The sequence below is a fragment of the Lysinibacillus sphaericus genome, assembly GCF_005217585.1.
Classification (GTDB): Bacteria; Bacillota; Bacilli; order Bacillales_A; family Planococcaceae; genus Lysinibacillus; species Lysinibacillus sphaericus.
In genome coordinates this window covers 1,246,555-1,270,423 of sequence record NZ_SZPT01000002.1, presented here as the reverse complement: position 1 = coordinate 1,270,423, position 23,869 = coordinate 1,246,555, and the positions used below count along the sequence as shown (strand labels likewise).

The 23,869-nt window shown below is 36.2% G+C and carries 25 protein-coding genes, 1 pseudogene and 1 other annotated feature; of the genes and pseudogenes, 19 read left to right on the top strand and 7 right to left on the bottom strand.

The annotated features are described in order from the left end of the window. From FC748_RS11700 to FC748_RS11685, 4 genes are all read right to left on the bottom strand, one after another. Complete coding sequence (locus tag FC748_RS11700; protein ID WP_024361599.1) at positions 1-360, bottom strand: GntR family transcriptional regulator; 360 nt, start codon at positions 358-360, stop codon at positions 1-3. A gap of 495 nt (positions 361-855) precedes the next feature. Continuing rightward, positions 856-1,275, bottom strand: a complete 420-nt coding sequence (locus FC748_RS11695) for a hypothetical protein (RefSeq protein WP_024361598.1) — start codon at positions 1,273-1,275, stop codon at positions 856-858. 317 nt (positions 1,276-1,592) lie between these two features. Then, positions 1,593-2,300 (bottom strand): DUF3600 domain-containing protein, encoded by a 708-nt coding sequence (locus tag FC748_RS11690; protein WP_108029549.1) that lies wholly within the window; start codon positions 2,298-2,300, stop codon positions 1,593-1,595. Beyond that, positions 2,293-2,817 (bottom strand): sigma-70 family RNA polymerase sigma factor, encoded by a 525-nt coding sequence (locus FC748_RS11685; protein WP_024361596.1) that lies wholly within the window; start codon positions 2,815-2,817, stop codon positions 2,293-2,295. The genes FC748_RS11690 and FC748_RS11685 overlap by 8 nt, the downstream gene beginning before the upstream one ends. Positions 2,818-3,070: 253 nt before the next feature. After that, positions 3,071-3,331, top strand: a binding site (T-box leader). 62 nt (positions 3,332-3,393) lie between these two features. Here FC748_RS11685 and FC748_RS11680 point away from each other — a divergent pair. Both FC748_RS11680 and FC748_RS11675 read left to right on the top strand, forming a co-directional pair. Then, complete coding sequence (locus tag FC748_RS11680; protein ID WP_108029550.1) at positions 3,394-4,647, top strand: MFS transporter; 1,254 nt, start codon at positions 3,394-3,396, stop codon at positions 4,645-4,647. After that, positions 4,644-5,057, top strand: coding sequence for a GNAT family N-acetyltransferase (locus tag FC748_RS11675; protein ID WP_024361594.1), 414 nt, complete (start codon positions 4,644-4,646; stop codon positions 5,055-5,057). Before FC748_RS11680 ends, FC748_RS11675 begins: the two co-directional genes overlap by 4 nt. A 165-nt stretch (positions 5,058-5,222) precedes the next feature. On the opposite strand, the gene FC748_RS11670 is transcribed toward FC748_RS11675, so the two are convergent. Then, positions 5,223-5,786 carry a cysteine hydrolase family protein gene (locus FC748_RS11670; RefSeq protein ID WP_024361593.1) on the bottom strand — a complete coding sequence of 188 codons (564 nt, stop codon included), beginning with the start codon at positions 5,784-5,786 and terminating at the stop codon, positions 5,223-5,225. A 241-nt stretch (positions 5,787-6,027) separates the two neighbouring features. On the opposite strand from FC748_RS11670, the gene FC748_RS11665 reads away from it, so the two are divergent. The 4 genes from FC748_RS11665 to FC748_RS11650 all read left to right on the top strand — a co-directional run bounded on the left by FC748_RS11665 (position 6,028) and on the right by FC748_RS11650 (position 10,029). Further along, positions 6,028-7,020, top strand: coding sequence for a zinc-dependent alcohol dehydrogenase family protein (locus FC748_RS11665; RefSeq protein WP_024361592.1), 993 nt, complete (start codon positions 6,028-6,030; stop codon positions 7,018-7,020). Positions 7,021-7,242: 222 nt separating this feature from the next. Further along, complete coding sequence (locus tag FC748_RS11660; protein ID WP_024361591.1) at positions 7,243-8,154, top strand: hypothetical protein; 912 nt, start codon at positions 7,243-7,245, stop codon at positions 8,152-8,154. Between the two features lie 127 nt (positions 8,155-8,281). Then, positions 8,282-8,782, top strand: a complete 501-nt coding sequence (locus tag FC748_RS11655; RefSeq protein WP_024361590.1) for a sigma-70 family RNA polymerase sigma factor — start codon at positions 8,282-8,284, stop codon at positions 8,780-8,782. After that, positions 8,779-10,029: a DUF4179 domain-containing protein gene (locus tag FC748_RS11650; RefSeq protein ID WP_108029551.1), complete on the top strand. Its 1,251-nt coding sequence runs from the start codon at positions 8,779-8,781 to the stop codon at positions 10,027-10,029. Before FC748_RS11655 ends, FC748_RS11650 begins: the two co-directional genes overlap by 4 nt. A gap of 97 nt (positions 10,030-10,126) precedes the next feature. Here FC748_RS11650 and FC748_RS11645 read toward each other — a convergent pair whose 3' ends face one another. Next, positions 10,127-11,131: a nucleoid-associated protein gene (locus FC748_RS11645; RefSeq protein ID WP_108029552.1), complete on the bottom strand. Its 1,005-nt coding sequence runs from the start codon at positions 11,129-11,131 to the stop codon at positions 10,127-10,129. Between the two features lie 569 nt (positions 11,132-11,700). On the opposite strand from FC748_RS11645, the gene FC748_RS11640 reads away from it, so the two are divergent. The 6 genes and pseudogenes from FC748_RS11640 to FC748_RS11615 form a co-directional block, all read left to right on the top strand. Next, positions 11,701-12,363 carry a hypothetical protein gene (locus FC748_RS11640; RefSeq protein ID WP_108029553.1) on the top strand — a complete coding sequence of 221 codons (663 nt, stop codon included), beginning with the start codon at positions 11,701-11,703 and terminating at the stop codon, positions 12,361-12,363. Between the two features lie 15 nt (positions 12,364-12,378). After that, positions 12,379-12,849 (top strand): hypothetical protein, encoded by a 471-nt coding sequence (locus FC748_RS11635; RefSeq protein ID WP_108029554.1) that lies wholly within the window; start codon positions 12,379-12,381, stop codon positions 12,847-12,849. 318 nt (positions 12,850-13,167) lie between these two features. Next, positions 13,168-13,386 (top strand): hypothetical protein, encoded by a 219-nt coding sequence (locus tag FC748_RS11630; protein WP_108029555.1) that lies wholly within the window; start codon positions 13,168-13,170, stop codon positions 13,384-13,386. A 26-nt stretch (positions 13,387-13,412) separates the two neighbouring features. Continuing rightward, positions 13,413-13,733, top strand: a complete 321-nt coding sequence (locus tag FC748_RS11625; protein ID WP_025218853.1) for an ArsR/SmtB family transcription factor — start codon at positions 13,413-13,415, stop codon at positions 13,731-13,733. Positions 13,734-13,835: 102 nt separating this feature from the next. After that, positions 13,836-14,915, top strand: a complete 1,080-nt coding sequence (locus FC748_RS11620; RefSeq protein ID WP_108029556.1) for a saccharopine dehydrogenase family protein — start codon at positions 13,836-13,838, stop codon at positions 14,913-14,915. 358 nt (positions 14,916-15,273) lie between these two features. Beyond that, a pseudogene (locus FC748_RS11615) lies at positions 15,274-15,576 on the top strand (group II intron maturase-specific domain-containing protein); the annotation flags it as partial. A gap of 198 nt (positions 15,577-15,774) precedes the next feature. Here FC748_RS11615 and FC748_RS11610 read toward each other — a convergent pair. Then, the gene (locus tag FC748_RS11610) at positions 15,775-16,323 is read right to left on the bottom strand and encodes a GbsR/MarR family transcriptional regulator (RefSeq protein WP_024361580.1); all 549 of its coding nucleotides are present in this window, start codon (positions 16,321-16,323) and stop codon (positions 15,775-15,777) included. Between the two features lie 400 nt (positions 16,324-16,723). Here FC748_RS11610 and FC748_RS11605 point away from each other — a divergent pair, with 400 nt between their 5' ends. The 7 genes from FC748_RS11605 to FC748_RS11575 all read left to right on the top strand — a co-directional run bounded on the left by FC748_RS11605 (position 16,724) and on the right by FC748_RS11575 (position 23,853). Continuing rightward, positions 16,724-17,812: an ABC transporter ATP-binding protein gene (locus tag FC748_RS11605; protein ID WP_108029558.1), complete on the top strand. Its 1,089-nt coding sequence runs from the start codon at positions 16,724-16,726 to the stop codon at positions 17,810-17,812. Then, positions 17,809-18,963, top strand: a complete 1,155-nt coding sequence (locus FC748_RS11600) for an alkaline phosphatase family protein (protein WP_108029559.1) — start codon at positions 17,809-17,811, stop codon at positions 18,961-18,963. The genes FC748_RS11605 and FC748_RS11600 overlap by 4 nt, the downstream gene beginning before the upstream one ends. Then, on the top strand, positions 18,964-19,854 hold the full coding sequence (locus FC748_RS11595; protein ID WP_108029560.1) for a carbohydrate ABC transporter permease: 891 nt from the start codon (positions 18,964-18,966) through the stop codon (positions 19,852-19,854). Between the two features lie 15 nt (positions 19,855-19,869). Further along, positions 19,870-20,691 (top strand): carbohydrate ABC transporter permease, encoded by an 822-nt coding sequence (locus FC748_RS11590; RefSeq protein WP_229388851.1) that lies wholly within the window; start codon positions 19,870-19,872, stop codon positions 20,689-20,691. Positions 20,692-20,789: 98 nt separating this feature from the next. Then, positions 20,790-22,112 (top strand): ABC transporter substrate-binding protein, encoded by a 1,323-nt coding sequence (locus FC748_RS11585; protein WP_108029562.1) that lies wholly within the window; start codon positions 20,790-20,792, stop codon positions 22,110-22,112. Positions 22,113-22,189: 77 nt separating this feature from the next. Continuing rightward, on the top strand, positions 22,190-22,924 hold the full coding sequence (locus tag FC748_RS11580; RefSeq protein ID WP_024361574.1) for an HAD hydrolase-like protein: 735 nt from the start codon (positions 22,190-22,192) through the stop codon (positions 22,922-22,924). Beyond that, positions 22,921-23,853 carry a sugar phosphate isomerase/epimerase family protein gene (locus tag FC748_RS11575; protein ID WP_108029563.1) on the top strand — a complete coding sequence of 311 codons (933 nt, stop codon included), beginning with the start codon at positions 22,921-22,923 and terminating at the stop codon, positions 23,851-23,853. Before FC748_RS11580 ends, FC748_RS11575 begins: the two co-directional genes overlap by 4 nt. Positions 23,854-23,869 lie beyond the last annotated feature (16 nt).

The window sequence follows — 23,869 nt, the reverse complement described above, 5'->3', positions numbered from 1 at the left end:
TTATCCCCTCTGTAACATATTTTGTAATTCTTCGTCAGAGATGCCTAATCGTACCGCCTCTTTTTTTAACGGTTCAATATGTTGTGCAAAAAAGTTTTCCTTACGTTCTGCAATTAAAATTTTTCGTGCATCTGTACTGACAAACATACCTACGCCTCGTTTTTTATAAATGACACCTTTTTCCACTAATTCGTTCACACCCTTGCCTGCTGTTGCAGGATTTATTTGATACTCTTTGGCAAATTCATTGGTTGATGGAATGCGATCTTCAGATTGTAGTTGCCCATCAAGAATGGCATCTTCAACCCGTTCACGAATTTGCTGGAAGATTGGTTTTTCATTGCTTAACGAATAAATCACAATCCACCTCCTAGTTAATTGGTTCATTACTTATGTAACTAACCATACAACGAAGCAATTAAATTGTCAATTTATTGTTGGTAATTATATCTAGTTTTAAAAATCCTGTTTTCATATAGTTTATTTTCAAATTTTGTCCTTTTATGATTGGGCTAGGTTAGTTCGTTTCGGAGTTGCATGAGTAGGTAGGTGATAAAATAGCATGGCGGAGGTCGTCGTTTATAACTGTGAGAAGGGGACGCGCATGAAAAAAATAAATGCCAGGTGTCTTGAGGATTTGCTGGAGGACCCATTATTTAGTCGTGCTTTGCGGTAATGTCTATAAAAAAAGACTCGATTCCACTAAAGAGGAATCGAGTCCATATTATTAGACCCACCAGCACCAATGGGTTGCCACAACCACTTTTTACTGTGAGACTTTTGAGTGGTTGGCGTTAGTGTAAGAAATAACAATAGCTGTGTTTTCTGTGACAATTTAAACGTTTAGGGCTCGTTTTATTTATTCAATTCTTTATATAAAACATATTTTAAAGCAGAAATTTCATCTTCAGATAGTTTACCTTCCATTTCGGATAATATTTCATCCTCACTAATTGAACCGTTTTGCGCTTGTTCCTGAATATCAAGTAAACGATTAACGCCCACTTTTGTTATTAACACACGTATCGCTTCTTCCTTAGTTTGGAAGGGGAGAGTATCCGGATTTGTAGTTGCTGCCTCGCTTACAATTTCTTGAACTTTCGGATCGTTCTCGATATAGGTTTTTACTTCTGCTAGATTTTCGTCATCTAAAGTAGACTCCACTTTTTCGATAATTTTTTCGGAAGCAATATTTGTCCCAAAATGCCACATGGCATAGCCAGCTGCTCCGAGTAAAACAAGAATTATTGTGATAATTGTTAAAAACTTTTTCATCAACTCACTCCTGACACTTTGAATATAGCACAACTTGTCAAAAACCACGAAGAAAAGATACTTATGACATCGCCGACAAATACTAGTTGGGCAACATTATATATCTTAATTATAGTGGATATTTTACACTTTATGACGTTACGTTTGCACCTATAAGTTTTAACATTATTTGTTTTTATACATTATTAAGGGAATTGTAGCGTACTACTAAAAGTATGACGAAACATAACGTGGAAGTGTTGCCTCATCGGCTCCGATTAGGAGGGACAATAGAAAAACAGCTTGGTATATTCTACTCCCAAGCTGTTTTCTTGTTATCATTCAATTCCCGCGTCAATTTTCACTTCAACCTGCTTGTCATTTACATATTGTAAGTAAGTTTGAGCGTCGATGAATTGCTGTTGCATTTCTTTAGGCATTGTCTCGATGTCTGGAACACTAGAAACACCTAGTTGTGCCATCGTCGTTTCATAGGTCATGAGGGCTTGTATATATTGTTCATATTCTTCAGCCGTTAAAACGTCTTTACTTGATGGAAGGCCGTTCAATTTGTCAAAGTATGGTTGCACTTCATACATAGCGGCTTTAATCTCCTCTAATGGCTCTACGGGAATTTGAGAATAATCGATGTTGCCATTGTGGTTGCCATATTCAATTTTGGTACTTGTAAAGACATTTAATAATTCTTTAAATTGTTCATACTCTTCTTTTCCTAAGTCACCTTTTGCTTGATCGAGTTTTGCATTGAATAATAAGTAACTTTCCATTGTCACATTTGCAGCATGTTTTTTTAGATTATCAAAAGAACCATATAATTCATCGGCAAGTAATGCTTGATAAGCAAATACGCCTGTTGGAATCATTAACGAAGCGGAAATCACAGCGATAGCTAATCGTTTCTTAACAAAACGATTCAATTTACCACCTTTTTCGGATTTTGCTTTTTTAATGCCCAATTTACTTCTTTCGTGGATTTCAGCAGGGATGTCAATTTGTGAAAGCTCTTGTTTAAGATGATTATGCATAGCTATCTACCTCCTTAAAATTTTGACGAAGCTTATCTAGAGCGCGGTATAGGACAGACTTTGCGGTTCCTAGTGGGATATCTAATATCTCGGAAATCTCCTTTAATGTCCGATCATCATAATATTTTAGTAAAATGACACTTTTTTCATCCTCTTGTAAAGTGTCAATTAGCTTATTTAAAGATAACGTCAGTGCAATATCTTCATCTTCCGTCCTCATAATCTTGTCCAAGTTTGAATTTAGCGGAATTACTTTTTTATTTTTATTAATTAAGTTTAAGGCACAATTAATCGTTATTTTCATTAGCCATGTCTTGAAAAATTCTGGCTTTTTCAATGTACTGATTTTTTTAAAAGACTGATAGGCCACTTCTTGAACAAGATCTAATGCATCTTCTTTATTTTTTACATAGACAAAAGCCATTCGATAAATATCTGCTTCGTACTGTTGGAAAAGCATTACATAGGCTTTATCATTTCCTTTTTGTGCTTTCTTTACTAAACGTTCAAGTTTCATCGTAATTCCTCCTTTCGTTTTCGTTGTACGTCTATTAGACAAACGATCAGGTGTTTTGGCTTAAATTTTTTATCAAAAAATTAAAAGTAGTTGTCAATTGGATGACGATTATGAAAGTATAGTTTTAAAAGTGCGAGACGCATATGGATAATCAACCCTCATTAGTGTGTTATATTAGACATGAAAAAAATAGTCAATTTCTTTTAGTATTGAAATTTAATTTAAAATAGTATAAGATTTACAAAATTACATATGAAAAGCTATGAAAAGAAGAGTAAACATACGTACGATCTACAGAGACCTCTGGGAGCTGAAAAGGAGGGATACGAAATATGTTGAAACAAGCCTTTGAGCTGTGCATTGGATTTATTTGTTGACACAATGATGATGCAACGTATTCTCACGTTAACGGGATAGAGTATCGCACGATTTTGAAAAATGCCGTACTCGATAAGGTTGCTACAGCAATGTAGAAACGAACTGGGGTGGCACCGCGATATGACTCGCCCCCAAGATACTATCTTGGGGGTGAGTTTTTTATTTTGTTTTATTAAAAATAAAATAGGAGTGGTGATAATGTCCAGATGGAAGTATCCTTTAATGCTGTTAGGAGGGATAGGCATTTCAAATGTGGGTGCGTGGGTTTATCTGATCGCACTTAATTTAATCCTATTGAATGAAACAGGTTCCCCACTTGCCATTGCTTTATTATATATCCTCGGTCCAATCGCAACGATTTTTTCAAATACTTGGGCAGGTAGCTTAATTGATCGGGTAAATACGCGGCTACTTATGATGGGATTGGACATGTTCCGGGCATTATGTATTGCGGTAATTCCTTTTTTACCTTCGCTTATTTATGTCTATGGAGTAGCATTTATCATAAATGTGGGCAGTGCTATATTTCAGCCTACATCGATGGTGTATATGACGAAACTAATCCCTGTAAAAGATCGGCAACGCTTTAATGCACTACGTAGTTTTATCAATGCTTGTGGTTCATTAATAGGGCCTGCTATTGCGGGTATATTATTTTGGCTGGGCACACCGTATACTGCCATTCATATAAATGCAATTGCATTATTTTTTTCGGCTCTTCTTATCATGATGCTACCTAATGTTGATGTAAGAGATAAAGAAACAAAAATGCAAAGATTTTCATGGGAATTAATAAAAAAAGATTGTCATGTAGTTGTTAATTTTACAAAGGAAAATGCTTATATCACCAAAATTTACTTATTATTTAGTGGTACTACGATATTTATGACTGCAATCGATTCTCTAGAGGCAGCATTTGCTAAAGGTGTACTGTCAATTTCAGATACTAATTATGGGTATTTACTAAGTATTTTTGGAGCTGGCATTATCATCGGGTCTATCATTAATTCTATATTTACAAAACATCTTGCGGTGAATCATTTAATAGGTGTCGGTACTATTTTCACCTCAATTGGATATCTAGTATTTTATAGTGCTAGCGGTTTTTTTAGTGCAGTACCAGGTGTATTTTTAATAGGCTTTGCCGTAACATTTGCAAATACAGGCTATCTAACTTTTTACCAAAATCATGTACCTGTAAAGATAATGGGAAGGTTTGAAAGCCTCTTTCGTGTTATTGAAGCAAGTATTATTGTAGCCGTAACGATTGTAATAGGTTTAGCCGCTGAATTCACTTCGATTCGACCTGTCGGCTTAATTGGTGCAATGTTCTTCTTGTTCTTAGGGTTATTGGCTTGGAAAGCTGTAACGGGGACAAAAAAGCAAGCAATTTTAAAAAAGAGGTATCTTCTTTCAATAATTAATAAAGCAATAGAGGAGGCAGAAAAATGAAATATATTGAATGTGAAAATGTTACTAACGAGGAGAAAGCGCATATTTTTCAAGCGTTATTAAAATACAATCTTTCAAATCTTGAAGAAAAGGTAGTAAAAGATATTGGGATTTTTGTAGAAGATGAAAAAGGAACTAGAGTTGCAGGGTTAATTGGAGAGACACATGGAAATTGGCTAGAAGTTGAGTATTTATGGGTAAGTGAAGAACTTCGTGGACAGCATATTGGTACGGAACTGATGGATAAAGCTGAGAAGATTGCTAGAGATAGAGGTTGTAAATATGCATTTTTAAATACGTTTAGTTTTCAGGCACCTGATTTTTACGTGAAGCTTGGCTATAAAGAAGAATTTGTACTCACCCATTATCCACTAACAGGTAAGCGATATTATTACACAAAAAAGCTTTAAAAAACGTTTGTACTATAAAGTTCTGAAATGGCGGCTGTGTGCACGAATGAGAATAAAAGTTGACTTTCCAACAGTCGAAATAACATACCACATAAAGGACTTGCGCATAAATACATGCAAGTCCTTTGTGCTATATTGCCGGCTCTCTTCATTGAATGACTAATTTTAACTATCCCGATAAGAATTATGAGTGGGACGAAATAAATCTTCCTCGGAATTTCTAACAATAGAAAAGTGGTCAACATTATAATGACCGTGCAGGGTAGTATTATGATGCTGTATAATTTGTTCGGAACTTAAAACAGCATTGCCCAATGTTGAATGCCCATCCTCGACTAACGTTACATCAAAACCACTGATTGTTGCTGTTCTAACAGCACTATCTATACAGTGCTGTGTTTCACAGCCCATCATAACAATATGTTCAATATGCTGTGTTGTTAAATGTTCAAGCAGTCCTGTCCCATAAAAAGAATTTGTTGCAGATTTATCAAAGATCTTTGCTTCAGTAGGTACAGTAATTTCATTGTGAATTTGAAATCCATCTCCCTGTCCTTCAGCTACATCAAGATCCCTTACAAAAATAACTGGAACTGTTGCTGCTATTGCTTTGTTAATTACTTTATTAATAGTAATAATAAGCTTCTCTTTACTGAAAATTTGACCTGTTTCTTGATTTCCATCAATCAATGCTTGTTGTGCGTCGATGATTAATAATAGTTGCTTCAAATAATTTTCCCCTTTCAAAATGTGGGGAGACGCTAAAAGATTGGTTACTTAGTCGTAATCCCCTAGTTTTTTAAGTGCCCATTTCGTTTGTTTATCATCCTATCAACCTCCTAAACAAAATTTGACTACTAGTCAGTTAAATTATACCATCTGTGATGAAAATCAATATACTGTTGACGAAGTAATACATCATATAATGCTATACTTCAATTACTCTAGTACTAATAAGGAGCATGATAAGATGGATGCGAAATATATTCATTTCAATGAATTTGGTAGCCCTAAAGAGGTATTAAAACTCGAGTATAAAACGATTGAACCACCTAAGGATAATGAAGTGCTTGTAAGAATGCTAGTAAGACCAATTAATCCCTCTGATTTAATTCCGATTAGAGGATCGTATGCTCATCGTATAGCATTGCCCAACATTCCAGGTTATGAAGGAGTTGGAATTGTTGAGAATGTAGGTTCTTCTGTTTCGAAGAATCTTATTGGTAAACGTGTGTTACCTTTACGTGGAGAAGGAACATGGCAAGAATTTGTTAAAACATCAGCAGAATTTAGCGTTCCTGTACCTGATTTAATAGATGATTTTACAGCTGCTCAAATGTATATCAATCCAGTTACTGCGTGGGTAGTTTGTACAGAAGTTTTAAAATTAAAAGCAAATGATGTTTTATTGGTGAATGCTTGTGGTTCAGCTATTGGACACATTTTTGCTCAATTTTCTAAAATAATAGGTTTTCGATTGATTGGCGTGACAAGAAATAATAAGCATACAGAGAAATTACTTCATCTAGGAGCTTCTGATGTAATAGATACTTCTAGAAGTGGTCTTTATGAAACCGTTATGGAATTGACAAATGGAATAGGTGCAAATGCAGCAATTGATTCGATTGGAGGCTCTGATGGCAATGAATTAGCTACATGTGTCCATCCTTATGGGCACTTCTTAACGATAGGTCTACTATCAGGAATTCAAGTCAATTGGGCACATATTGTAAATGGTGCACAATTGAATGCGAATATGTTTCATTTAAGGAATTGGAATAAAAATGTATCCGTGAGCAAATGGCAAGAAACGTTTACTCATGTGACTAGGCTCATCAATGACAAAAAATTGCGCCTGATGCAGGCCGATTCCACCTATGACTTATCAGATTTAACAAAGGCAATTGACGCTGTTGAAGCTACTAAAAAGACGAACGGTAAAGTATTTTTAACAAGCTATTAAGTATATTTCTAAGCCATGAGTCGATTAATGGGCTTCACTTTCGTGAGGTCCATTTTTGTTTATCGATAGGGTAGAATGGATAGCTTCCTTTTAATTGATCACTAAATAGGTTGATTGTAATTATATGAAAATATAAAATAGACTTTGTTATAGATTACCAAAATAGATTTATAATGGCGATTTATGAATACATAAAAAGAACATAGTAAGGGAGTGTACTGATTGATAAAGATTAAACATTTAGTATTAGCATTGGGCTTCAGTTTACTATTATCAGGTTGTAATAGTGAAAAAACTGTTAAGGAAGAAAATGAAATAAGGGCAGAATCTGAAATCCTTGCATTAGAAACGCTTTTAAAGGAAAAGAAATATGAGGATCTTTTGGTGAAATTGGAAACTTTAGATTTACCTGAATCGGAAACTGATAAAGTAGATGAATTTAGTATAAAATTTGTGGATCAATTGATAAGTGAAAATAATTATACTTTTATAAGTTCGAAGTATTACAGAATTAGGTCAGCGGTCAGTCGTGAGAATTGGATTAAAATGGAGAAGTTTTCGAAACAAGGTAAAGAGTTAGTGCTAGATGAAATGGAACAAGCAGTTAGAAACAAGGATTTTCAAAAGGTTCAAGAAGTGTATGATAATGAAAAAGGACTTCATGATAATGATGAATTTTTAGCAATGTATAATTATGCTCTTTATTTACAAACTGACCAAAATTCGTACAAGGCTTCTGGAGCTTTAGCACTTGCTGTTGATCCTGAATATTATGGAAGAATGAAAGATGAAATTATTGCAGGGGTAACGAATACATCTTATAAAAGTCCTTTATCATTCGGACCTATAACGAAAACCGATTGGAACTATATTGAAAGTGAATATCAGCGAAATTTAAATACGATGATTATAAGAAAGGAAGAGGCGAGAGTAAGAGACGAAAAAATTGAAGCTGCTAGAGGGATGAATCCTACTTTAGGAATGACCTATGACGAAGTAAAAGCATCTTTATGGGGTGAACCAATTGATATTAATAGAACCGTAACAGTATACGGGTCTTATGAACAATGGGTTTATGGAAATGGTCAATACCTTTATTTTGAAGATGGCATTTTAACAAGCTTCCAAGATTAACTAATTTTAAATATTCATTCAAAAACTTTCAGATTCATTAAGAATTTGAAGGTTTTTTTGTTAGATTAAATCATTTTTGAACGAAATAAAGTATTTTACAGTCTAATGGAGGAAGGAGGCGAAAAGAATGGAATTCGAAATAACAAAGCGTGCCATACGTGGAGATCATCAAGCGATACTTTCTCTTATTGAAGTGGACGAAGAAATTTTATATCGCATGGCCTTTACATATATGAAAAATGAGCAAGACGCTTTAGACGTGATGCAAGAGCTAGTTTATAAGGCGCTTAAAAAAATGCATACCGTTCAACAACCCGAATATGCCAGAACATGGCTCGTGCGCGTCTTAATCAATTGCTGTAAAGACCATTTGCGAAAACGTCAACAAACCGTTCAGATCGAAGAATATCATGTATTTGAATGGGCCATTTACTCAGATATTGAGAGATTATTAGCGCAATTAACCTTGTCAGAGCAACAAATCGTCTATATGAAATATTTTCAACAACTTAAAAACAAGGAAATTGCCGAGCTCAATCAAATTCCAGAAGGTACTGTAAAGTCTAAACTTCATCACATTCTAAAGAAGCTTAGAAACTTCGCAAGAGAAAAGGAGGACTGGCTATGAAAAAACCACCAATTGATGTGCCAAAGGAGCAACTTCAACAAATTCGAATGGATGTATTGCGCAAAGTACAGAGAGAAAAAAGAACAAAGAAGCGTATGGCTTCTGTAGCAATCGTATTTTTGTGTTGCTTAAGTCTATTACTTTCTATTCGCGTTTCGCCAACTGTTGCTAGCTATGTTGCAAAAATACCTGGCTTGGACGCCATTGTATCAGCGGTAGTAAGAGATAAAGGGATAAAAGATATTGTGGAGCATAAATATTATGAAGAAATTAATAAGACGCAGACGAAAGATGGTCTATCTCTTACATTACAAGGCGTGATAGCAGATCAGTCAGGTTTTGTCCTTTACTATGATGCGGATGCTTCATTTGAATTAAATCTGGAGGAAGTCCAATTGTTCCAAGGAGACGATGAAATTAAATGTGGTTGTTCATTTACGATGGGTGGGGGAAATCAAGCATTTATTTCATCTTCAGTGGAATATAGTTTTTCTGAGCCAATGGCCTATACTTCACGGGACTTTACAGCCGTATTTCGTTTTAAAGATAAGAATCAAGGGGAAATTGAAATGACGATACCGTTTTCCTTACAAAACGAAATCGCGGAGGAAAAAGTTTTTATTGCTAATCGTACTGTTGAAGTCGAAGGTCAAAAGTTTACTATTACAAAAATTCGCCGTACCACACTAAAATTGGCACTTGACATTGAAGTAGACAAAGCAAATACAATGCAAATATTAGCACTTGATGATATTGCAGTCGTAACGGAAAGTGGTGAGCGTAGAGAAAGCATTCGTAGTAGTCATTCAATGAACGGAGATATTCGGGACGGCAAATATACGCTCTATTTGCAAAGTAATTATTTTGATAATCCACAGTCATTAACGGTGTTGATAGGCGCTGTTCAAGCTGTTCCAAAGGGGGAGGACTTTATCGAAGTTGATTTTGGTAGACAAGAAGTACTCTCAAAACCTGATTTTTTAGATTGGGATATTTCTGTAGAGCAACAAAGTTTAAAAACGGCTGCAAAAAATTGGGATGGTCGTATACGACATATATTTTATAGAAGTGGTTTAAAAGCAGATGGCACGACATTAGCATATAAAGGCGGCACATTTTCAGATGATGATGAGTATCTCTATTCAACAGAGTCCTTTGATCAATATAATGGTAAAGCTAAAATATTTTTCAACTATTACTATAACCCGATTGGGGAAGATATTGAAGTAAAGATTCCATTGCAATAATTTTGCTGGTATGGTTTTACTGGCGATTTCACCTATCTTTAAGGCGATAGTGTTAGATTGAACGCAATCAATCTAACACTATTTTTATTACGTAGGACTATATTTCTTCATTAAAGTAGATTTTATAAAATTTTCGATTTGTTTCCTCATCAAAGCCTACCTCAATAAGCTCTTCCAGTTGCTCGATATCACGGACGTTCACTTGAATTTCAATCGCGGAATCCAATTTAATTTTACGTTTATAACTTTTTTCAGCTTTAGCAAGGGCACTTTCGGAAATCACGGTTTCATAGGGCTTGACTGAATTGACGATAATGTCTTTTTGCGTTGAATCGGCTGCATCGAATACAGTTTCAATATAATCGTTGACTTGAAATTGTTCTTCACTGTGGAAATAATCGAGCGTTTTATTTAGCAAGCCTAACTTCTCGGTATTGGTAAAACGATCTTCTTTCAAAATATACTTCTTACATTCTGTTAATGCCAAGTTTGTTTTATGGTAATGTTCATCAGCTACTTTAATTTTTAAAAAACGTTCTTGCCAGTACACGACATCTTCTTTTTTCTTCGTTTTCATAAAGACAACTGGCGCTTCATCAGCTCCCATATCAACGATGACAGCCATATTATTCATTTTCTTAACGTTAATGCCGTCGATGCCATTAACAGTCATTTTATTTTGTTCATTTTTTATATCTAAAAACATTTCTTTTTCTTCAATTTTGACAATGGCAATAACTTTCTTTGGCTCTGTAGACAGAAAACAATTGTCAAATAAGCCAATAAACAACTCGCCACTTTTAATATTCGGATGCCCAGATGCACTATGTAAGTGGCTAGCGATATGCTTGGATTGTTCTAGAAAACTAGCGTCCTCATCAAAAATAGCTTTTACATACGTATACACTTCATTTAAGCCGATAGCTGTTTCATGAAAAAATTCATATTGCTGCTCAAAGTCGAGTTTATTAAATGCTAATTGTGTAAATGCTGCTTCCAGCATAACTTCAGGTTGAGAAAATGCTTCCTCTCCATAGACAAGGGTATCGCTTACATAATGTACAACATATTGAGCTAATTTACTTTCACTAACTTCTAACATACTTTTCCACCTTCGATATATTTGTTTCGATAATTTACCATAGCACACCCCGTACAATTTTGATATGGATTTTATATGTTGATAGACCAGGAGTTGGTGTGGATTCGGATTTTACTTTAATGTAATGCTAGTGTTTTGATATATTTAATATAGAAAATTAGGTTATAGGAAAGGAGACGCATAAACGTAGTTGCTTCTTTGTTATTTTTAACCCTCCTGCAAACTAGTTTTTTCTTTACAATAAGTTTAGCAAAGTGAAATAGAATTTTTAATAATATCCTTCTATTTTTAATTGAATTAAACTAAAAATTCTGATAAATTATTAAAAAATACTTGAAGGGAGATTGAAGCTATGATGATTCATACAAGTTTTAATAGTAGTTAAACTTATGTAAATGAATTTTTTGATGTTGTTTGTCTTCTATCAATTTTACAGCAAATGATGTGTAGCGGAGTATTTTTAGAGAATACAAATTTGTCTAATGATACTAATTTTTTACTAAAATCTTAAAAGTAAAGAAATAACCTAAACATCCTTAAAAGTAAAAAAATATAGGAGTGAAGAATTTATGAAAAAATTCATGTTTGTATTACTTTTATTATTAGTTTCAATAGGTATAGGAGAAAATAAAGCTTTAGCAGAATCAATTACCGCGGAAGTTAATTACGGTAATGAAAATGATATTAATCAAGAAGAAATTGATAGAAGATTAGGAATTGTATTTGACTACTTAAATGAACATGCAAATCAGGATTTTAATAATGAATCTTCGTTAGTTTATGATATTCCAGTTGGAGAAGGGATTATTGTTAATGCTGAAATTTCTAATCAAGAGGTTTTAAGAACAAGAGCAATTGGTAGTAGTAGAGATTCTATTAAAGCAAATACAAATTATAATTATAGTTTAAGACTTACGAACATAGTAGGCTCTGGAGATATAACTATATATACTGTGAACTATACTACGGGTAGCCCAATAGCTCCTGGAAAAGATGTATATAGAATAACAGTAAATAATGTTTCTATTTTTGGTACACCCCCTTCTGGCTTTAGCGTAGGGAATACAAATACCTACATAAAAAATAACAATAATATTATTGTAAGTACTGGAGGATACATCACATATAAACGTGTTCTTCTAGCAGATAAAACTATAAATTTCAATGATGTTTCATTAGGAAGCCTTGTGGGCGGAACTTTAGTAGTTAACTATTCATATCGAGTGAATTAAAAAGGTGTGATTTCGTTGAAAAGTAAATCTAAAAAAATATACTATATTTCGCTGCTTCTGATTGTGATGATTGCTATATCGTACTATCTTATTGGGCAAAAAAAACCAAAACCCGAGGTGACAAGTGAATTGACTGAGTTTTTGCCAAATGGTGAAAAGAAGGTAAGAGTGATGGAAGAAGTCGATGAAGAAACAACGCAGTGGCGGAGGGCAAAAGAGGCAGATATACAATCACTCATAGCAGAACAAACAGGTTTAAAAGGTGAAGATGTTCTAGTTTCGGCAACCACTGAATCAAATATAGGCGATACAAAGAATCAAGAAATAGCATGTTCAGTTGTGCTACGCACGGAGTCAGCATTTGATGACAAAATTATTCAAAACGTAGTAGATGGGATTATCCATGTTTTCAAACAAGATTCGGTGGAAGCAAATATTAGTAAAGAAAACATTGTAATTTCAAATAATACGGATGTCCTCCATTAAAAATACAACTGCTATGTAAAAAGTAAATAACCGTTTGGAAGTAAAGAGGGTCTACTTTGACAGCACCTCACTATCACAAATGATATGCTCTCAAAATTTTATTTGTTTTATATGCCTACACTTGGGAGCATATCATACTTTATTGGGTGCTTTTTTATGCCGATAATCAACCATTTTATTTAGAAAATTATAGATTTTATAAACTACATAAAATAATAGAATTTAATAATAACAAATAACATATTTGCAAATAATACAATTTTGCTAGGTGGCAATTCTACGTTCAGCTTGGAACGTATCACGAAAGGAGGTAATTTTGTGCGGAAAAACATTGCTATTTTTAGTTTGAGTATCGCTTTTATTTTAGGCATACCATTTAAATGGGTTCAATATAAAGGGGGAAGGAGTAATGGGGTCCCGTCAGATTTATACGGATTTACAACTTCCCTGCTGTTAAACTATACATATAGATGGATGAAACTCATCAACACATTGACTTATTTTGTGAAACGCTTTACAATATGTTTAAACAATTAAACATTATAACGGAGTGTGCAATGAGCATGGACGAATTTATTGGCAATCAGAAGGCAATTCATATTTTCGAGAATTTAAGCCTCTATTTTCATGGCTTGGGAGACCCTATTCGGCAGCAAATCATAGCGTTGCTGATCGACAAAGAGAGTATGAATGTGACGCAAATTACAGAACTTATTCCCATGTCACGACCTAACGTCTCTCATCACCTGAAAGTATTACGGCAAGCAGGGCTGCTTAAGGTTCAGAAGAAGGGCACGCAAATGTTCTACAGTCTTGAGTTTGACGAAGTAATAGCCCTTATGAAACAGCTTGTCCATTTCGTTGAAGAGGAATGCCAGTGCTAATGTCATTAACTTGACAAGCACATGTCATCCCTTTTTTTATAAGCGTTACGTTTATAAGATTAAACGTTTAATCATTTAATTATTTAAAAGGAGATTGATAATATGAACAGAAAAATGGTACTTATTGTAGGAGGATACGGTGCAGTAGGCAGACAGATTGCTCAAATATTACATGATCGGCACCCCGAACTGGATATCACTTTGGGAGGAAGGTCACCGGAAAAAGCGGCACCTTTCGAGTCCGAACGGGTCCAAACAATCGTAGTTGATAATAATGCGGATGATCCACTACTTTATGTAACCGACAATGTATCGCTAATCATTAACTCAGTCAACGATCTGCAGGATCGGCTGCTTCTGTCGGCAGTTAAAAGGAAAATTCCACTCATCGATCTTACTCGCTGGACAGAGCTATTCCAACAATCGGTCACCAAGTTAAAAAAAACAGATCTTCATTCCCCTGTCGTGCTGTCTTCCGGATGGATGGCGGGAACTGCTTCACTATTCGCCAAGCTGCATTCGACCTCACTTCAGAACGTCGTCGTTAATATTCATGCGCTATACTCGCTGCAGGACAAAGCAGGACCTGATTCTGCGGCGTACATGGATCGTATGACCATTCCATTCTATATTACGGAACCGGAAGGAAGACGTCTTGTATTTCCAATGACAGAGCCGGTGAAAGTCCAATTTCCAGATGGATATACTGCAAAATGCTACCGGCTTGACACTCCTGATCATGTGACATTGCTAAGGGCTGGCAATGTCGACTCAGCCAACTTCCGCATCTCTTTCGACAGCAAAGCCGCTACCTCGATGCTTGTCGGAATGGTTAAGAGCGGAATATGGAAAATGATAAGTGGAGAGCGATTCCGTTCACTTAGACGAAGCCTGCTCTACAATCCGGGTACTGGCAGTGCACATCACATCCTTATTCATCTAAAGGGACGAGATCAGAATGGGCACTGGGTTGAACGAAAAATCACAATTTCTGATCCGCTTGGTCAGACTCATCTTACCGCCTTGGGAGCTGCTGTCCAAGCAGAAAAGCTATTGCGCATACCAGAGGACAAACCGCTAGCTCCAGAAATTTATTTTCCAGAAGATTTACCTGATGTACGGATGGATACCTCTGAAATTAGCAATTTTTTCAAACAATATGGAGTTCTTATATCTCACTAACTCAAATTTTGTAGGACGAAATCGGCAAATAAACCCTGATAGGGGTCCCGTCAGATTTATGCGGATTTACAACGTTAAGAAATATACACGATTTTATGCAAAGTAGAAGCACAAACAAAACAAGTAAAAATACTGATACGTCAACCGTTTACGCCACCTGGATAAAAAGACGTAAAAGTAATGTTCATAAGAAAAGCCACAAAACTGAAGTGACCCGTAAAAGTTTGACACGGTTAATTCGTTAGGCGCTTGTGTAAAATGAGTTCGGTATTGCACCGGACTCATTTTTAATGTGCGCCCGGCATGCGTATAAACTATAGGGTGCAAGTCCCGAGCCACGAAGACAGAAGTAGAGGTTTGGTGTGGATATTTCGCTCTAGCAGATACACATTCTATTTTTAAAACGTTGGATAGTTGGATTAAGCGAAGATTACGAATGTGCTTATGGAAGAATTGGAAGAAACCCCGAACAAGAGTCAGGAATCTTACTCGCTTAAACGTTCCTTACGGGAAAGCATACGAGTGGGGGAATACTCGAAAAGGGTACTGGCGCATTTCGAAAAGCCCCATATTACACAGAACCCTCGGCAATTCCTATTGGGAAAGCCAAGGGCTGAAAAGTCTGCAAGTTCGTTACAAAACTTTGCGTTATTCATCTTAATTGAACCGCCGTATATGGAACCGTACGTACGGTGGTGTGAGAGGTCGGAAGTTAATCACTCCCTCCTACTCGATTTTATACAGGGATTCGATTCCCTTTTTCATCGTAGAAGGCGTGGATTTTCCCTACCGCTGTTACGCCTTTGAAAAGTTGCTTTTGCGTAGCCCAGTCACTCGCTTCTAAATAGCCTAGCGCTCACTATTGCAAATCTAAAAAATCTCCGTCTCGAAGTCGATTCACGAAATTCTGAAGCCAAGTGTAATACGATACACCGTGTCGTAACTTATGTAGGTCACGCAAGCATTCCTGTCTTTCGGCATCGGGGGTACCCTCCGCAAGTGCAATTTCAGATAGCTCGGGAATCACCTGGTTGATTGCCCCAAGCATGATATCGATTTCCCGCTGGAGTTTCAGTGTAAAGAAGACACGAAATGTTTGGAAAAAATCGGTCTCCGCCACATATTGATCTTTTCGTTCCTTTTTCTCTTCCAACTTGGTGACCATTCTAGAATCCATCAGCGATCGGATGGCATAGCTCATGTTGCTCTTACTCATGTTCATATAGTCTTTCATGTCCTCAAGTGTCATCGGTTTATCCTCGAAAAACATAATGCCATAAAGCTTACCGAATGAATGATTAGCGCCATACAAATCCATCGTCTGCGCGATGGCCTCGATGACCTGAGCGCGTAATTCGTTACGACTCTGCGACACTCCTGCACAATCCTTGGTTGGTTTCTGTTCCATGTAAACACTCCTTATCATTTTGCTAAACTCATACAATTGATTTACAAAAAACATTTTTAAATTAACAAGCGATTAATATCCAGTTAACACATAAAGTTTATATTGAGTGTACAATAAATTTTGTACAAACAAAGGTTTTAACCTTATTTAGGATAATTTTATCAAATGTACAAAGAAAATTGAACAACAAAATAAATAATGTTGATAGTTAGAGTGAAATGATCAGGTGATATATTTACATTATCTTACAGCATTCTGTCGGCGATGTTTGGTTGCGTTCCTTATATCAATATCTTCTGGCGTACATGCAATAGACAAGATTTTACCAGAGATTAGTGGAATCATCACTTCGAAATAGCTATAACGGATCAACAATAATATAAATGGGGGAATTTTAAGAATGTCGAGTATTACGTTGAAGTCTTTGTCAAAACAATATACAAGTGAAAAATCCACGCTCGATAATATTAATCTTGATATCAAAGATAAAGAGTTTCTGGTACTGCTAGGTCCGTCAGGGTGTGGTAAGTCCACTTTGTTACGTATGATTGCCGGTATTGAAGAAATTACGCAAGGTGAAGTGTATATTGGGGATGTTTGTGTAAATGAATTGGAGCCTAAGGATAGAGGAGTAGCGATGGTTTTTCAAAATTACGCGCTTTATCCGCATATGACGGTATTTGAGAACATGGCTTACGGTTTGAAGATAAAAAAGGTAAAAAAGGCGGAGAGAGAAAAACGAATCAAGGCGGCAGCAGATATTTTACAAATAACGCCATTGTTGAAACGATTTCCGAGTCAATTATCGGGCGGGCAAAAACAGCGGGTTGCAATTGGACGAGCCATAGTTAAAGAACCAAAAGTCTTCTTAATGGATGAGCCGTTATCCAATCTGGATGCGAAATTACGAAATGAAATGAGAATTGAAATTAAAAAGCTTCATGAGAGACTAAATTCTACGTTTGTCTATGTCACGCATGATCAAGTGGAGGCTGTTACCCTTGGAGATCGAATCGCCATTATTGCAGAAGGAAAGTTTAGGCAGATTGGAACACCTATGGAAATAATTGATAGTCCAGTGGATATGTTCGTGGCGAATTTTATTAGCTCACCGCCTATCAATTATTTAAATGCATTTCTGATAGACCGAAATGGACAAGTCTATGTAGATATAGATGGAGTGTTGCTGGAGACAAATTTGCCAATAGAAGTATTAAAAAGCCACACGGAGGTTGTAGCGGGTATTAGGCCTGAACATTGCTTCATTTCAGAAGATAAGAACAATACCTTAGAAATGGAGGTGCTGTTTACTGAAATTATTGGTACGGATGTGTTGTTACATCTAACATATCACTCCTTCAATTTTATAGTGAAAAAAAGCTTTACTGAAACTTATACGCAGGGTCAGAAGTTGAACGTAGGAATGTATGCAAATCAGGTCCATATGTTTGACAAAAATACACAAAAAAACTTAAGGAGCCCGCAATGAATATTCTTATCTCATTAGATGGTGTAAGTCATGAAATCTTTGCACGATATTCACAGGATTTTATCAATAACGGATTTTCATACTGTAAAAAACTGATTACAACGTTTCCATCCGTTACTTTTAATGCTCATGCGACGGCGATAACGGGGAACCATCATCCCAAACATTATGTGGTGGATAATATTGTCACCCATTCTAAAACGATGGAAAGAATAGAGCTGTACGGAGATCACGACATCATTTGTAATGAAACACTACATAAACAGACCTTATTTTATTCACTTGCCAAAAATGCATTGAAAAGCTGCTGTATCCATTGGCCGTTAACAACAGGAAATCCTTATATTCATGATTTAGTTACAGAATCCAGCAGCAAAAAAAAGTTGCAAGGAAACGCTTCAGTGGAAAACATCGATAACACATCATTGCGTGAGATATTACAAGCCATTGAATCAGAAGCATACGACTTTATCGCTGCAAGGTTTGTCGGATATGATGCATTTTCCCATCTACACGGGAAGGACTCGAAGGAGGCAGTTAATTGCCTAGGCCAGCTAATCGAACATATTAGCCAAATTGATCAGTTGTTGCGAAAGTTACAACAACCATACAACTTGATTATCTTTTCTGATCATGGGCAAAGCGACGTTCAATCATTCTTTTATCCAAATGAGGTTTTAGCGCAAAGTCGTTGGCGGCAGAGTTTGTACAACAAAGAAATACGATTTGTCGGCGACGGAAGTGGAGCGTTGTTATTTTATAGCTTGTTGGAACATCAGCATAACAAAGAAATTATGGAGTTTTTTAGCCAATTTCCACAAGTGAATCATTTTCATCAGCTAGCAAGTCACTCCAGTTCTGACTATCAACCAGTCGGTATTTTAGATATGAACAATACGGTATGCGGTGAAGACATTGTTCCTCCAGAACAACCGAAGTACAAGAATTTGAAAAGCTTGCATGGTTATCATCAGTCCAATGTGGATGAAATGAATGGATTTATGGTGTGTATCGGTCATCAAATCGAGGATAGCAAAATAATTGAAGAAACGCATATCGAGAACATTGCACCTACTTTAGCTAGGTTGTTTGAAATCTCACACCAATGTGATGGTAAAAACATCAATGAACTGATTAGGGGGCATGCATAGATGGCTAGGCCAATCAGCATTAAAAATGGGAAAGACAATCTATGGTCGCTTGCACTGTTGTTGCCAATACTTATTCCCTTAATTATTTTTTGGATTTATCCAATGATAAAAACATTTCACATTAGCTTTACAAATTGGGATTACATTTCACCTACCTATGATTATGTAATGCTAGAGAATTATAAAAATATAATGGGTGATTCCTTTTTTGTGAAAGTTTTAATGAATACGCTTGTATTTACAGTTTTCACAGTGCTTCCGCCAATCCTAATTGGATTACTTGTAGCTATACCGTTAAGTAAGATTAAAGCGTTTCGTACTTTTTTTGTCGCTTCCGCTTTTTCATCATGGATTACACCAACTGTGGTCGTTTCAATGGTATGGGTCAGTATATTTGATACGGATTCAGGCATTGTTAATGCAATTCTAAAAGAACTAGGTGCAGAGCCAGTTAAGTGGTTGGGAGGTCAAACCACCGCAATGGCAGTAGTCATTATTGTCACTATTTGGCAATATTTGGGTCTTGGTATATTGTTGCTAACCTCGGCAATGGCAAAATTAGATCCAGAGGTGGAGAAAGCCAATGATTTAGATGGTGGAAAAGGATTACGAAAATTAATAAAAATTACATTGCCAGCAATCTCGCCTATCCTTGTATTTTTATTCATTTTTTATACTTTAAACTCGCTTAAAGCCTATGATCAGATTTACATTTTGACGCAAGGTGGACCTTCAGGTGCAACTTCAACAATTTTATATTATTTCTACGTGTTAGCTTTCGAGTGGTATGAAACGGGATCTGCTTCGGCATTGGCGATAATTTTCCTTCTGCTTTGTCTGCTGATTAGCGCGATTAACTTCTTTTTATCTAAATACTTGTTTAAGAAATGAGGTGGGGATTTGAACTTGGCAAAATTAAAAGTTGGTATAAATTATACAGCATTAATTTTATTAAGCATAACGATGATCTTTCCATTCATCTGGATGTTCATGATTTCTATTAAACCAAAAAGTGAAATATACAGCGGAAAATTTTTTCCTACAACCTTTCACTTTGACAACTACATTAGATTATTTACCGATACCAATATACTGCTTTATCTGTGGAACAGTATTTACGTGAGTCTAATTATTATCGTGATTCAAATCGTATCAGCAATACTTGCAGCGTATGTATTCGCGACGTTTCAGAAAAGATGGGTGAAATTTTGCTTTGCACTAATATTGGCGACGTATATGTTGCCATCAGCTATCACTTACATCCCCTCCTTTATTTTGCTGTCTGAAGTGAATTTACTGGATACGCATATGGGTTACATCTTCAGTGAAAGTATCAGTATCTTTGCCATATTTTTCTTGAGGCAAGCTTTTATTCAGGTGCCTAAGGATGTGGTACATGCAGCTAAATTGGATGGAGCAGGGCATTTAAGGCTTATTTTCACCGTGTATATTCCTTATTGCAAAAATGCAATTGCTTCATTGGTATTAATCACATTTATTTATAGCTACAACAATTATATGTGGCCTTCACTGTTAATCAAGTCAGAAGAAAACATGTTTGTCACAATTGGTTTGAGAAGATTATTTATGAGTCAGGCAGGTTATGGAATGGATTTTCCTTTGGCAATGGCTGCCTGCGCAGTTTCACTAGTGCCAATGTTGCTGCTGTTGGCTATTTTTAGTAAAAGAATTATCCATTCAATGGCTAATCTCTATGTTAATAAATAAGATGAGGTGGTGATGCGAATCGACTATATTCCGATAATTATGAAAAGTTATGTTGGAAGCATGAGACTAAAACAATAATTAATTGGGAGGAAACAACAGTGGAAAAACGTAAAAGCAGGATTAAAAAGGTACTTCTGTCTCTCATGTGCTTTGCACTTATATTGACAGCATTAATGGGTTGCTCGAACAAGGCTTCCAAAGATACAAATGCAAGTGTAGCGTCCGATAAGGAAAAAATTAAACTTGAATTCTATTATGGTCTTGGCGGTAAACTCGGAGAAACGATGGAAAAAATCATCGAAGATTTTAACAAAAGTAATGACAAATATGAAGTCGTACCGATTGTCCAAGGGGACTACACTGAGACGTTACAAGCACTGCAAGCTTCACTTGCAGCTAGTAAACCTCCTGCTTTAGCAATTAACCGCTATCCGGAATTTATGAAGTTGGCAAAAAGTGATGTTTTACTTTCCTTAGAAGATCAAATTAATCAACCAGAATATAAAAAAGACGACGTTCTTCTTTTGGAGCAAGGATTGTACAATAATGTAACCTTGGGTGTGCCGGCATTTGTTTCTTCACAAATGATGTATTACAGAAAAGATATCTTTGATAAATACAATATTGATTATAATGCTTTGGAAAGCTTCGAGGAATTAGCGGAAGCAGCCAAGCTTATTAAAGAAAAAGAAGGAATTACTGGTTGGTCGATTATGTGGTATTCAGAACATATGATTGATTATGCCCGTTCAGCTGGTGGGGATATCGTCAGTGAAGACGGTAAAACCGTTACAATCGATTCCGATGAATGGATTTATGCTTGGGATAATATTAGAAAGTGGATTCATGAGGACAAAATAATGGACACTGTTTATGGCGGAAATGGCTGGGAATGGTGGTATAAAACGATTGACAATGTAATGAATGGGAAATCAGCGGGATATACGGGTTCTTCAGGTGATGGAGGAGACTTAGATTTCAATAAAATAGCAACAGGAATGCAAAAAGGATTTAACGGAAGCAAACCGAGACCAGTCGCTACTTCTGTCATGTTTAACTTGTTCAAAGATTCTCCTAAAGAACAACAGCAGGGTGCTTGGGAATTTGTAAAGTTCTTCTCGGAGGCAGATAAAACAGCTTACTGGGCAGTAGAAACGGGATATATTCCAATTCGAGAAAGCGCTGAAAACACGGAAATTTTCCAAAATAAATTAAAGGAAAACCCAAACTTATCAGTTCCTTTGAAACAGATAAAAACAAATGGCATTGCACCTTTTGTTGATCCGACCGGTGGTAAAATTTATGCTGAAATCGAATTAGCGAAAGACAAAGTACTAATTGAAAATATCCCTGCGGAAAAAGCATTAAAAGAGGCGAAAAACAAAGCGCAGAAAGAGCTAGACAAAATTCTGAAACAGTAAACGACATTAATAATGAACTGCTGTACAGAGCAGCAAGTAGTTTCACCCCACATATAACAGAAATGGAGAGTTTTATAATGAAATATAATATTGAATTAGCTGTATTCGATTTAGCTGGTACCCTTGTAGAGGATAATAACGGAGTTAGGGATTGTCTTTATAAAGCAGCTGTGGATTACGGATTAAACGTTACAAAAGATGAAATCAGCAACCATATGGGAACAAACAAGATTCATTTGTATCAATTTTTAATTGCGAGAACAAAAGGGAACTTTATCGATTTTAAAAATTTTGAAGTAGATATCGACAACTCAACTCAAGATGAGGCTGTCAAACTCTATGATCGATATACCGAATATATGATTGCTTATTATCAGGAGAATTGCCGAGAAATTGAGGGAGCAACGGAAACGCTTAAATGGTGCAAAGAAAATGGCATTAAAGTAGCGACAGGCACAGGGTTTCATAAAGAAATCAACAGCGTTATTATGGAGTCACTTGGCTGGGTGAAGGATGGTTTGATTGATTATGCGGTAGATCTTGATATGGTTCCGGAGGGAAAAGGACGCCCAGCGCCATTTATGATTTTCAAAGCCATGGAATATTTAAACGTTCAAAATGTGAGAAATGTGATTAAAATTGGCGATACGCCAGCAGACATGCTCGAAGGCTATAACGCAGGCTGTAAAGCGGTTATTGGTGTAACCCAAGGATCGACACCAATTGAAGTATGGGGCAAGTATTATCATACACATGTTCTTGATACTGTGAAAGAACTGCCAGCACTTATCGAGTCAGGTAAAATCGTATGATGGATCAACTGGAAAAAATGGCGAGCATCGGGATTGTCCTGCCGAAGCTGTTTCCCTTTCCACAAAGCAAGCCGGAACAGATGGTTTCAAGTCTGCTGACTATACTGGAAGACCCCTTTTTTACGGCAGTGGAAGTCTCGTATATCGCCGATAAAGAGACAAGGGATCTCGCTAAAAAGTATATTCAGTACAGTGGTGTGGAAACGATTTTTAATGGCGGAGATGCGTTTCGAGAATTACACATTGATCTAAGCTCCTTAGACCCGGCTATAAGAAACAACTCAATTAAAAAGTGTCAAATGCTGATTGACCATTGCTATGAAATGGATGCAAAAATCATGCACATCGTGACGGGGAAATTTGAAGGAGAAGAAAACAAACAACATAATATAAACGCTTTTATAGCTTCAACCATGGAACTATGCAAGTATGCGAAAGAGAAAGCGGGTACGTATGAGCTTTGTATCTCTTTAGAAATCGGGGATCGGCATGTTGACCGCAAATATTTGCTGGGCCCTACCCATGAGGCGGTACATGTAGCAAGAACAATCCAAAGTGAGTATAACAATTTTGGTCTGCTCCTAGATCAAAGTCACCTTCCGATTATGGGAGAAAATCCACATCAATCATTGTGGCTTGCCAAAGATTATCTCACGCATATTCATATCGGAAATTGTTATTTGAAAGACAGACAAGCCCATTATTTCGGCGATAAGCATATTCCTTTTGGAGTGAAGGATTCAGAAGTTGGCGTTGGCGAGTTAACAAAGTTCATCCAAACGCTAAATGACATTGACTTTTTTACACGTCCAAAACCAACAAGAAAGCCTGTGCTGACATTTGAAGTGGGTTCTCTTGAGAATGAATCACCTAAGCTAGTTATTGCCAATATAAAGCGTACTTTCTTTGAAGCTTGGGCTCAAGCATAAATTGATTATAGGAGTT

Coding starts and splice junctions, on each gene's coding strand:
- FC748_RS11695 (WP_024361598.1), bottom strand. CDS start 1,275: ATGAAAAAGTTTTTAACAATTATCACAATAATTCTTGTTTTACTCGGA.
- FC748_RS11690 (WP_108029549.1), bottom strand. CDS start 2,300: ATGCATAATCATCTTAAACAAGAGCTTTCACAAATTGACATCCCTGCT.
- FC748_RS11685 (WP_024361596.1), bottom strand. CDS start 2,817: ATGAAACTTGAACGTTTAGTAAAGAAAGCACAAAAAGGAAATGATAAA.
- FC748_RS11680 (WP_108029550.1), top strand. CDS start 3,394: ATGTCCAGATGGAAGTATCCTTTAATGCTGTTAGGAGGGATAGGCATT.
- FC748_RS11675 (WP_024361594.1), top strand. CDS start 4,644: ATGAAATATATTGAATGTGAAAATGTTACTAACGAGGAGAAAGCGCAT.
- FC748_RS11665 (WP_024361592.1), top strand. CDS start 6,028: ATGGATGCGAAATATATTCATTTCAATGAATTTGGTAGCCCTAAAGAG.
- FC748_RS11655 (WP_024361590.1), top strand. CDS start 8,282: ATGGAATTCGAAATAACAAAGCGTGCCATACGTGGAGATCATCAAGCG.
- FC748_RS11650 (WP_108029551.1), top strand. CDS start 8,779: ATGAAAAAACCACCAATTGATGTGCCAAAGGAGCAACTTCAACAAATT.
- FC748_RS11645 (WP_108029552.1), bottom strand. CDS start 11,131: ATGTTAGAAGTTAGTGAAAGTAAATTAGCTCAATATGTTGTACATTAT.
- FC748_RS11640 (WP_108029553.1), top strand. CDS start 11,701: ATGAAAAAATTCATGTTTGTATTACTTTTATTATTAGTTTCAATAGGT.
- FC748_RS11625 (WP_025218853.1), top strand. CDS start 13,413: ATGGACGAATTTATTGGCAATCAGAAGGCAATTCATATTTTCGAGAAT.
- FC748_RS11620 (WP_108029556.1), top strand. CDS start 13,836: ATGAACAGAAAAATGGTACTTATTGTAGGAGGATACGGTGCAGTAGGC.
- FC748_RS11610 (WP_024361580.1), bottom strand. CDS start 16,323: ATGGAACAGAAACCAACCAAGGATTGTGCAGGAGTGTCGCAGAGTCGT.
- FC748_RS11605 (WP_108029558.1), top strand. CDS start 16,724: ATGTCGAGTATTACGTTGAAGTCTTTGTCAAAACAATATACAAGTGAA.
- FC748_RS11600 (WP_108029559.1), top strand. CDS start 17,809: ATGAATATTCTTATCTCATTAGATGGTGTAAGTCATGAAATCTTTGCA.
- FC748_RS11595 (WP_108029560.1), top strand. CDS start 18,964: ATGGCTAGGCCAATCAGCATTAAAAATGGGAAAGACAATCTATGGTCG.
- FC748_RS11580 (WP_024361574.1), top strand. CDS start 22,190: ATGAAATATAATATTGAATTAGCTGTATTCGATTTAGCTGGTACCCTT.
- FC748_RS11575 (WP_108029563.1), top strand. CDS start 22,921: ATGATGGATCAACTGGAAAAAATGGCGAGCATCGGGATTGTCCTGCCG.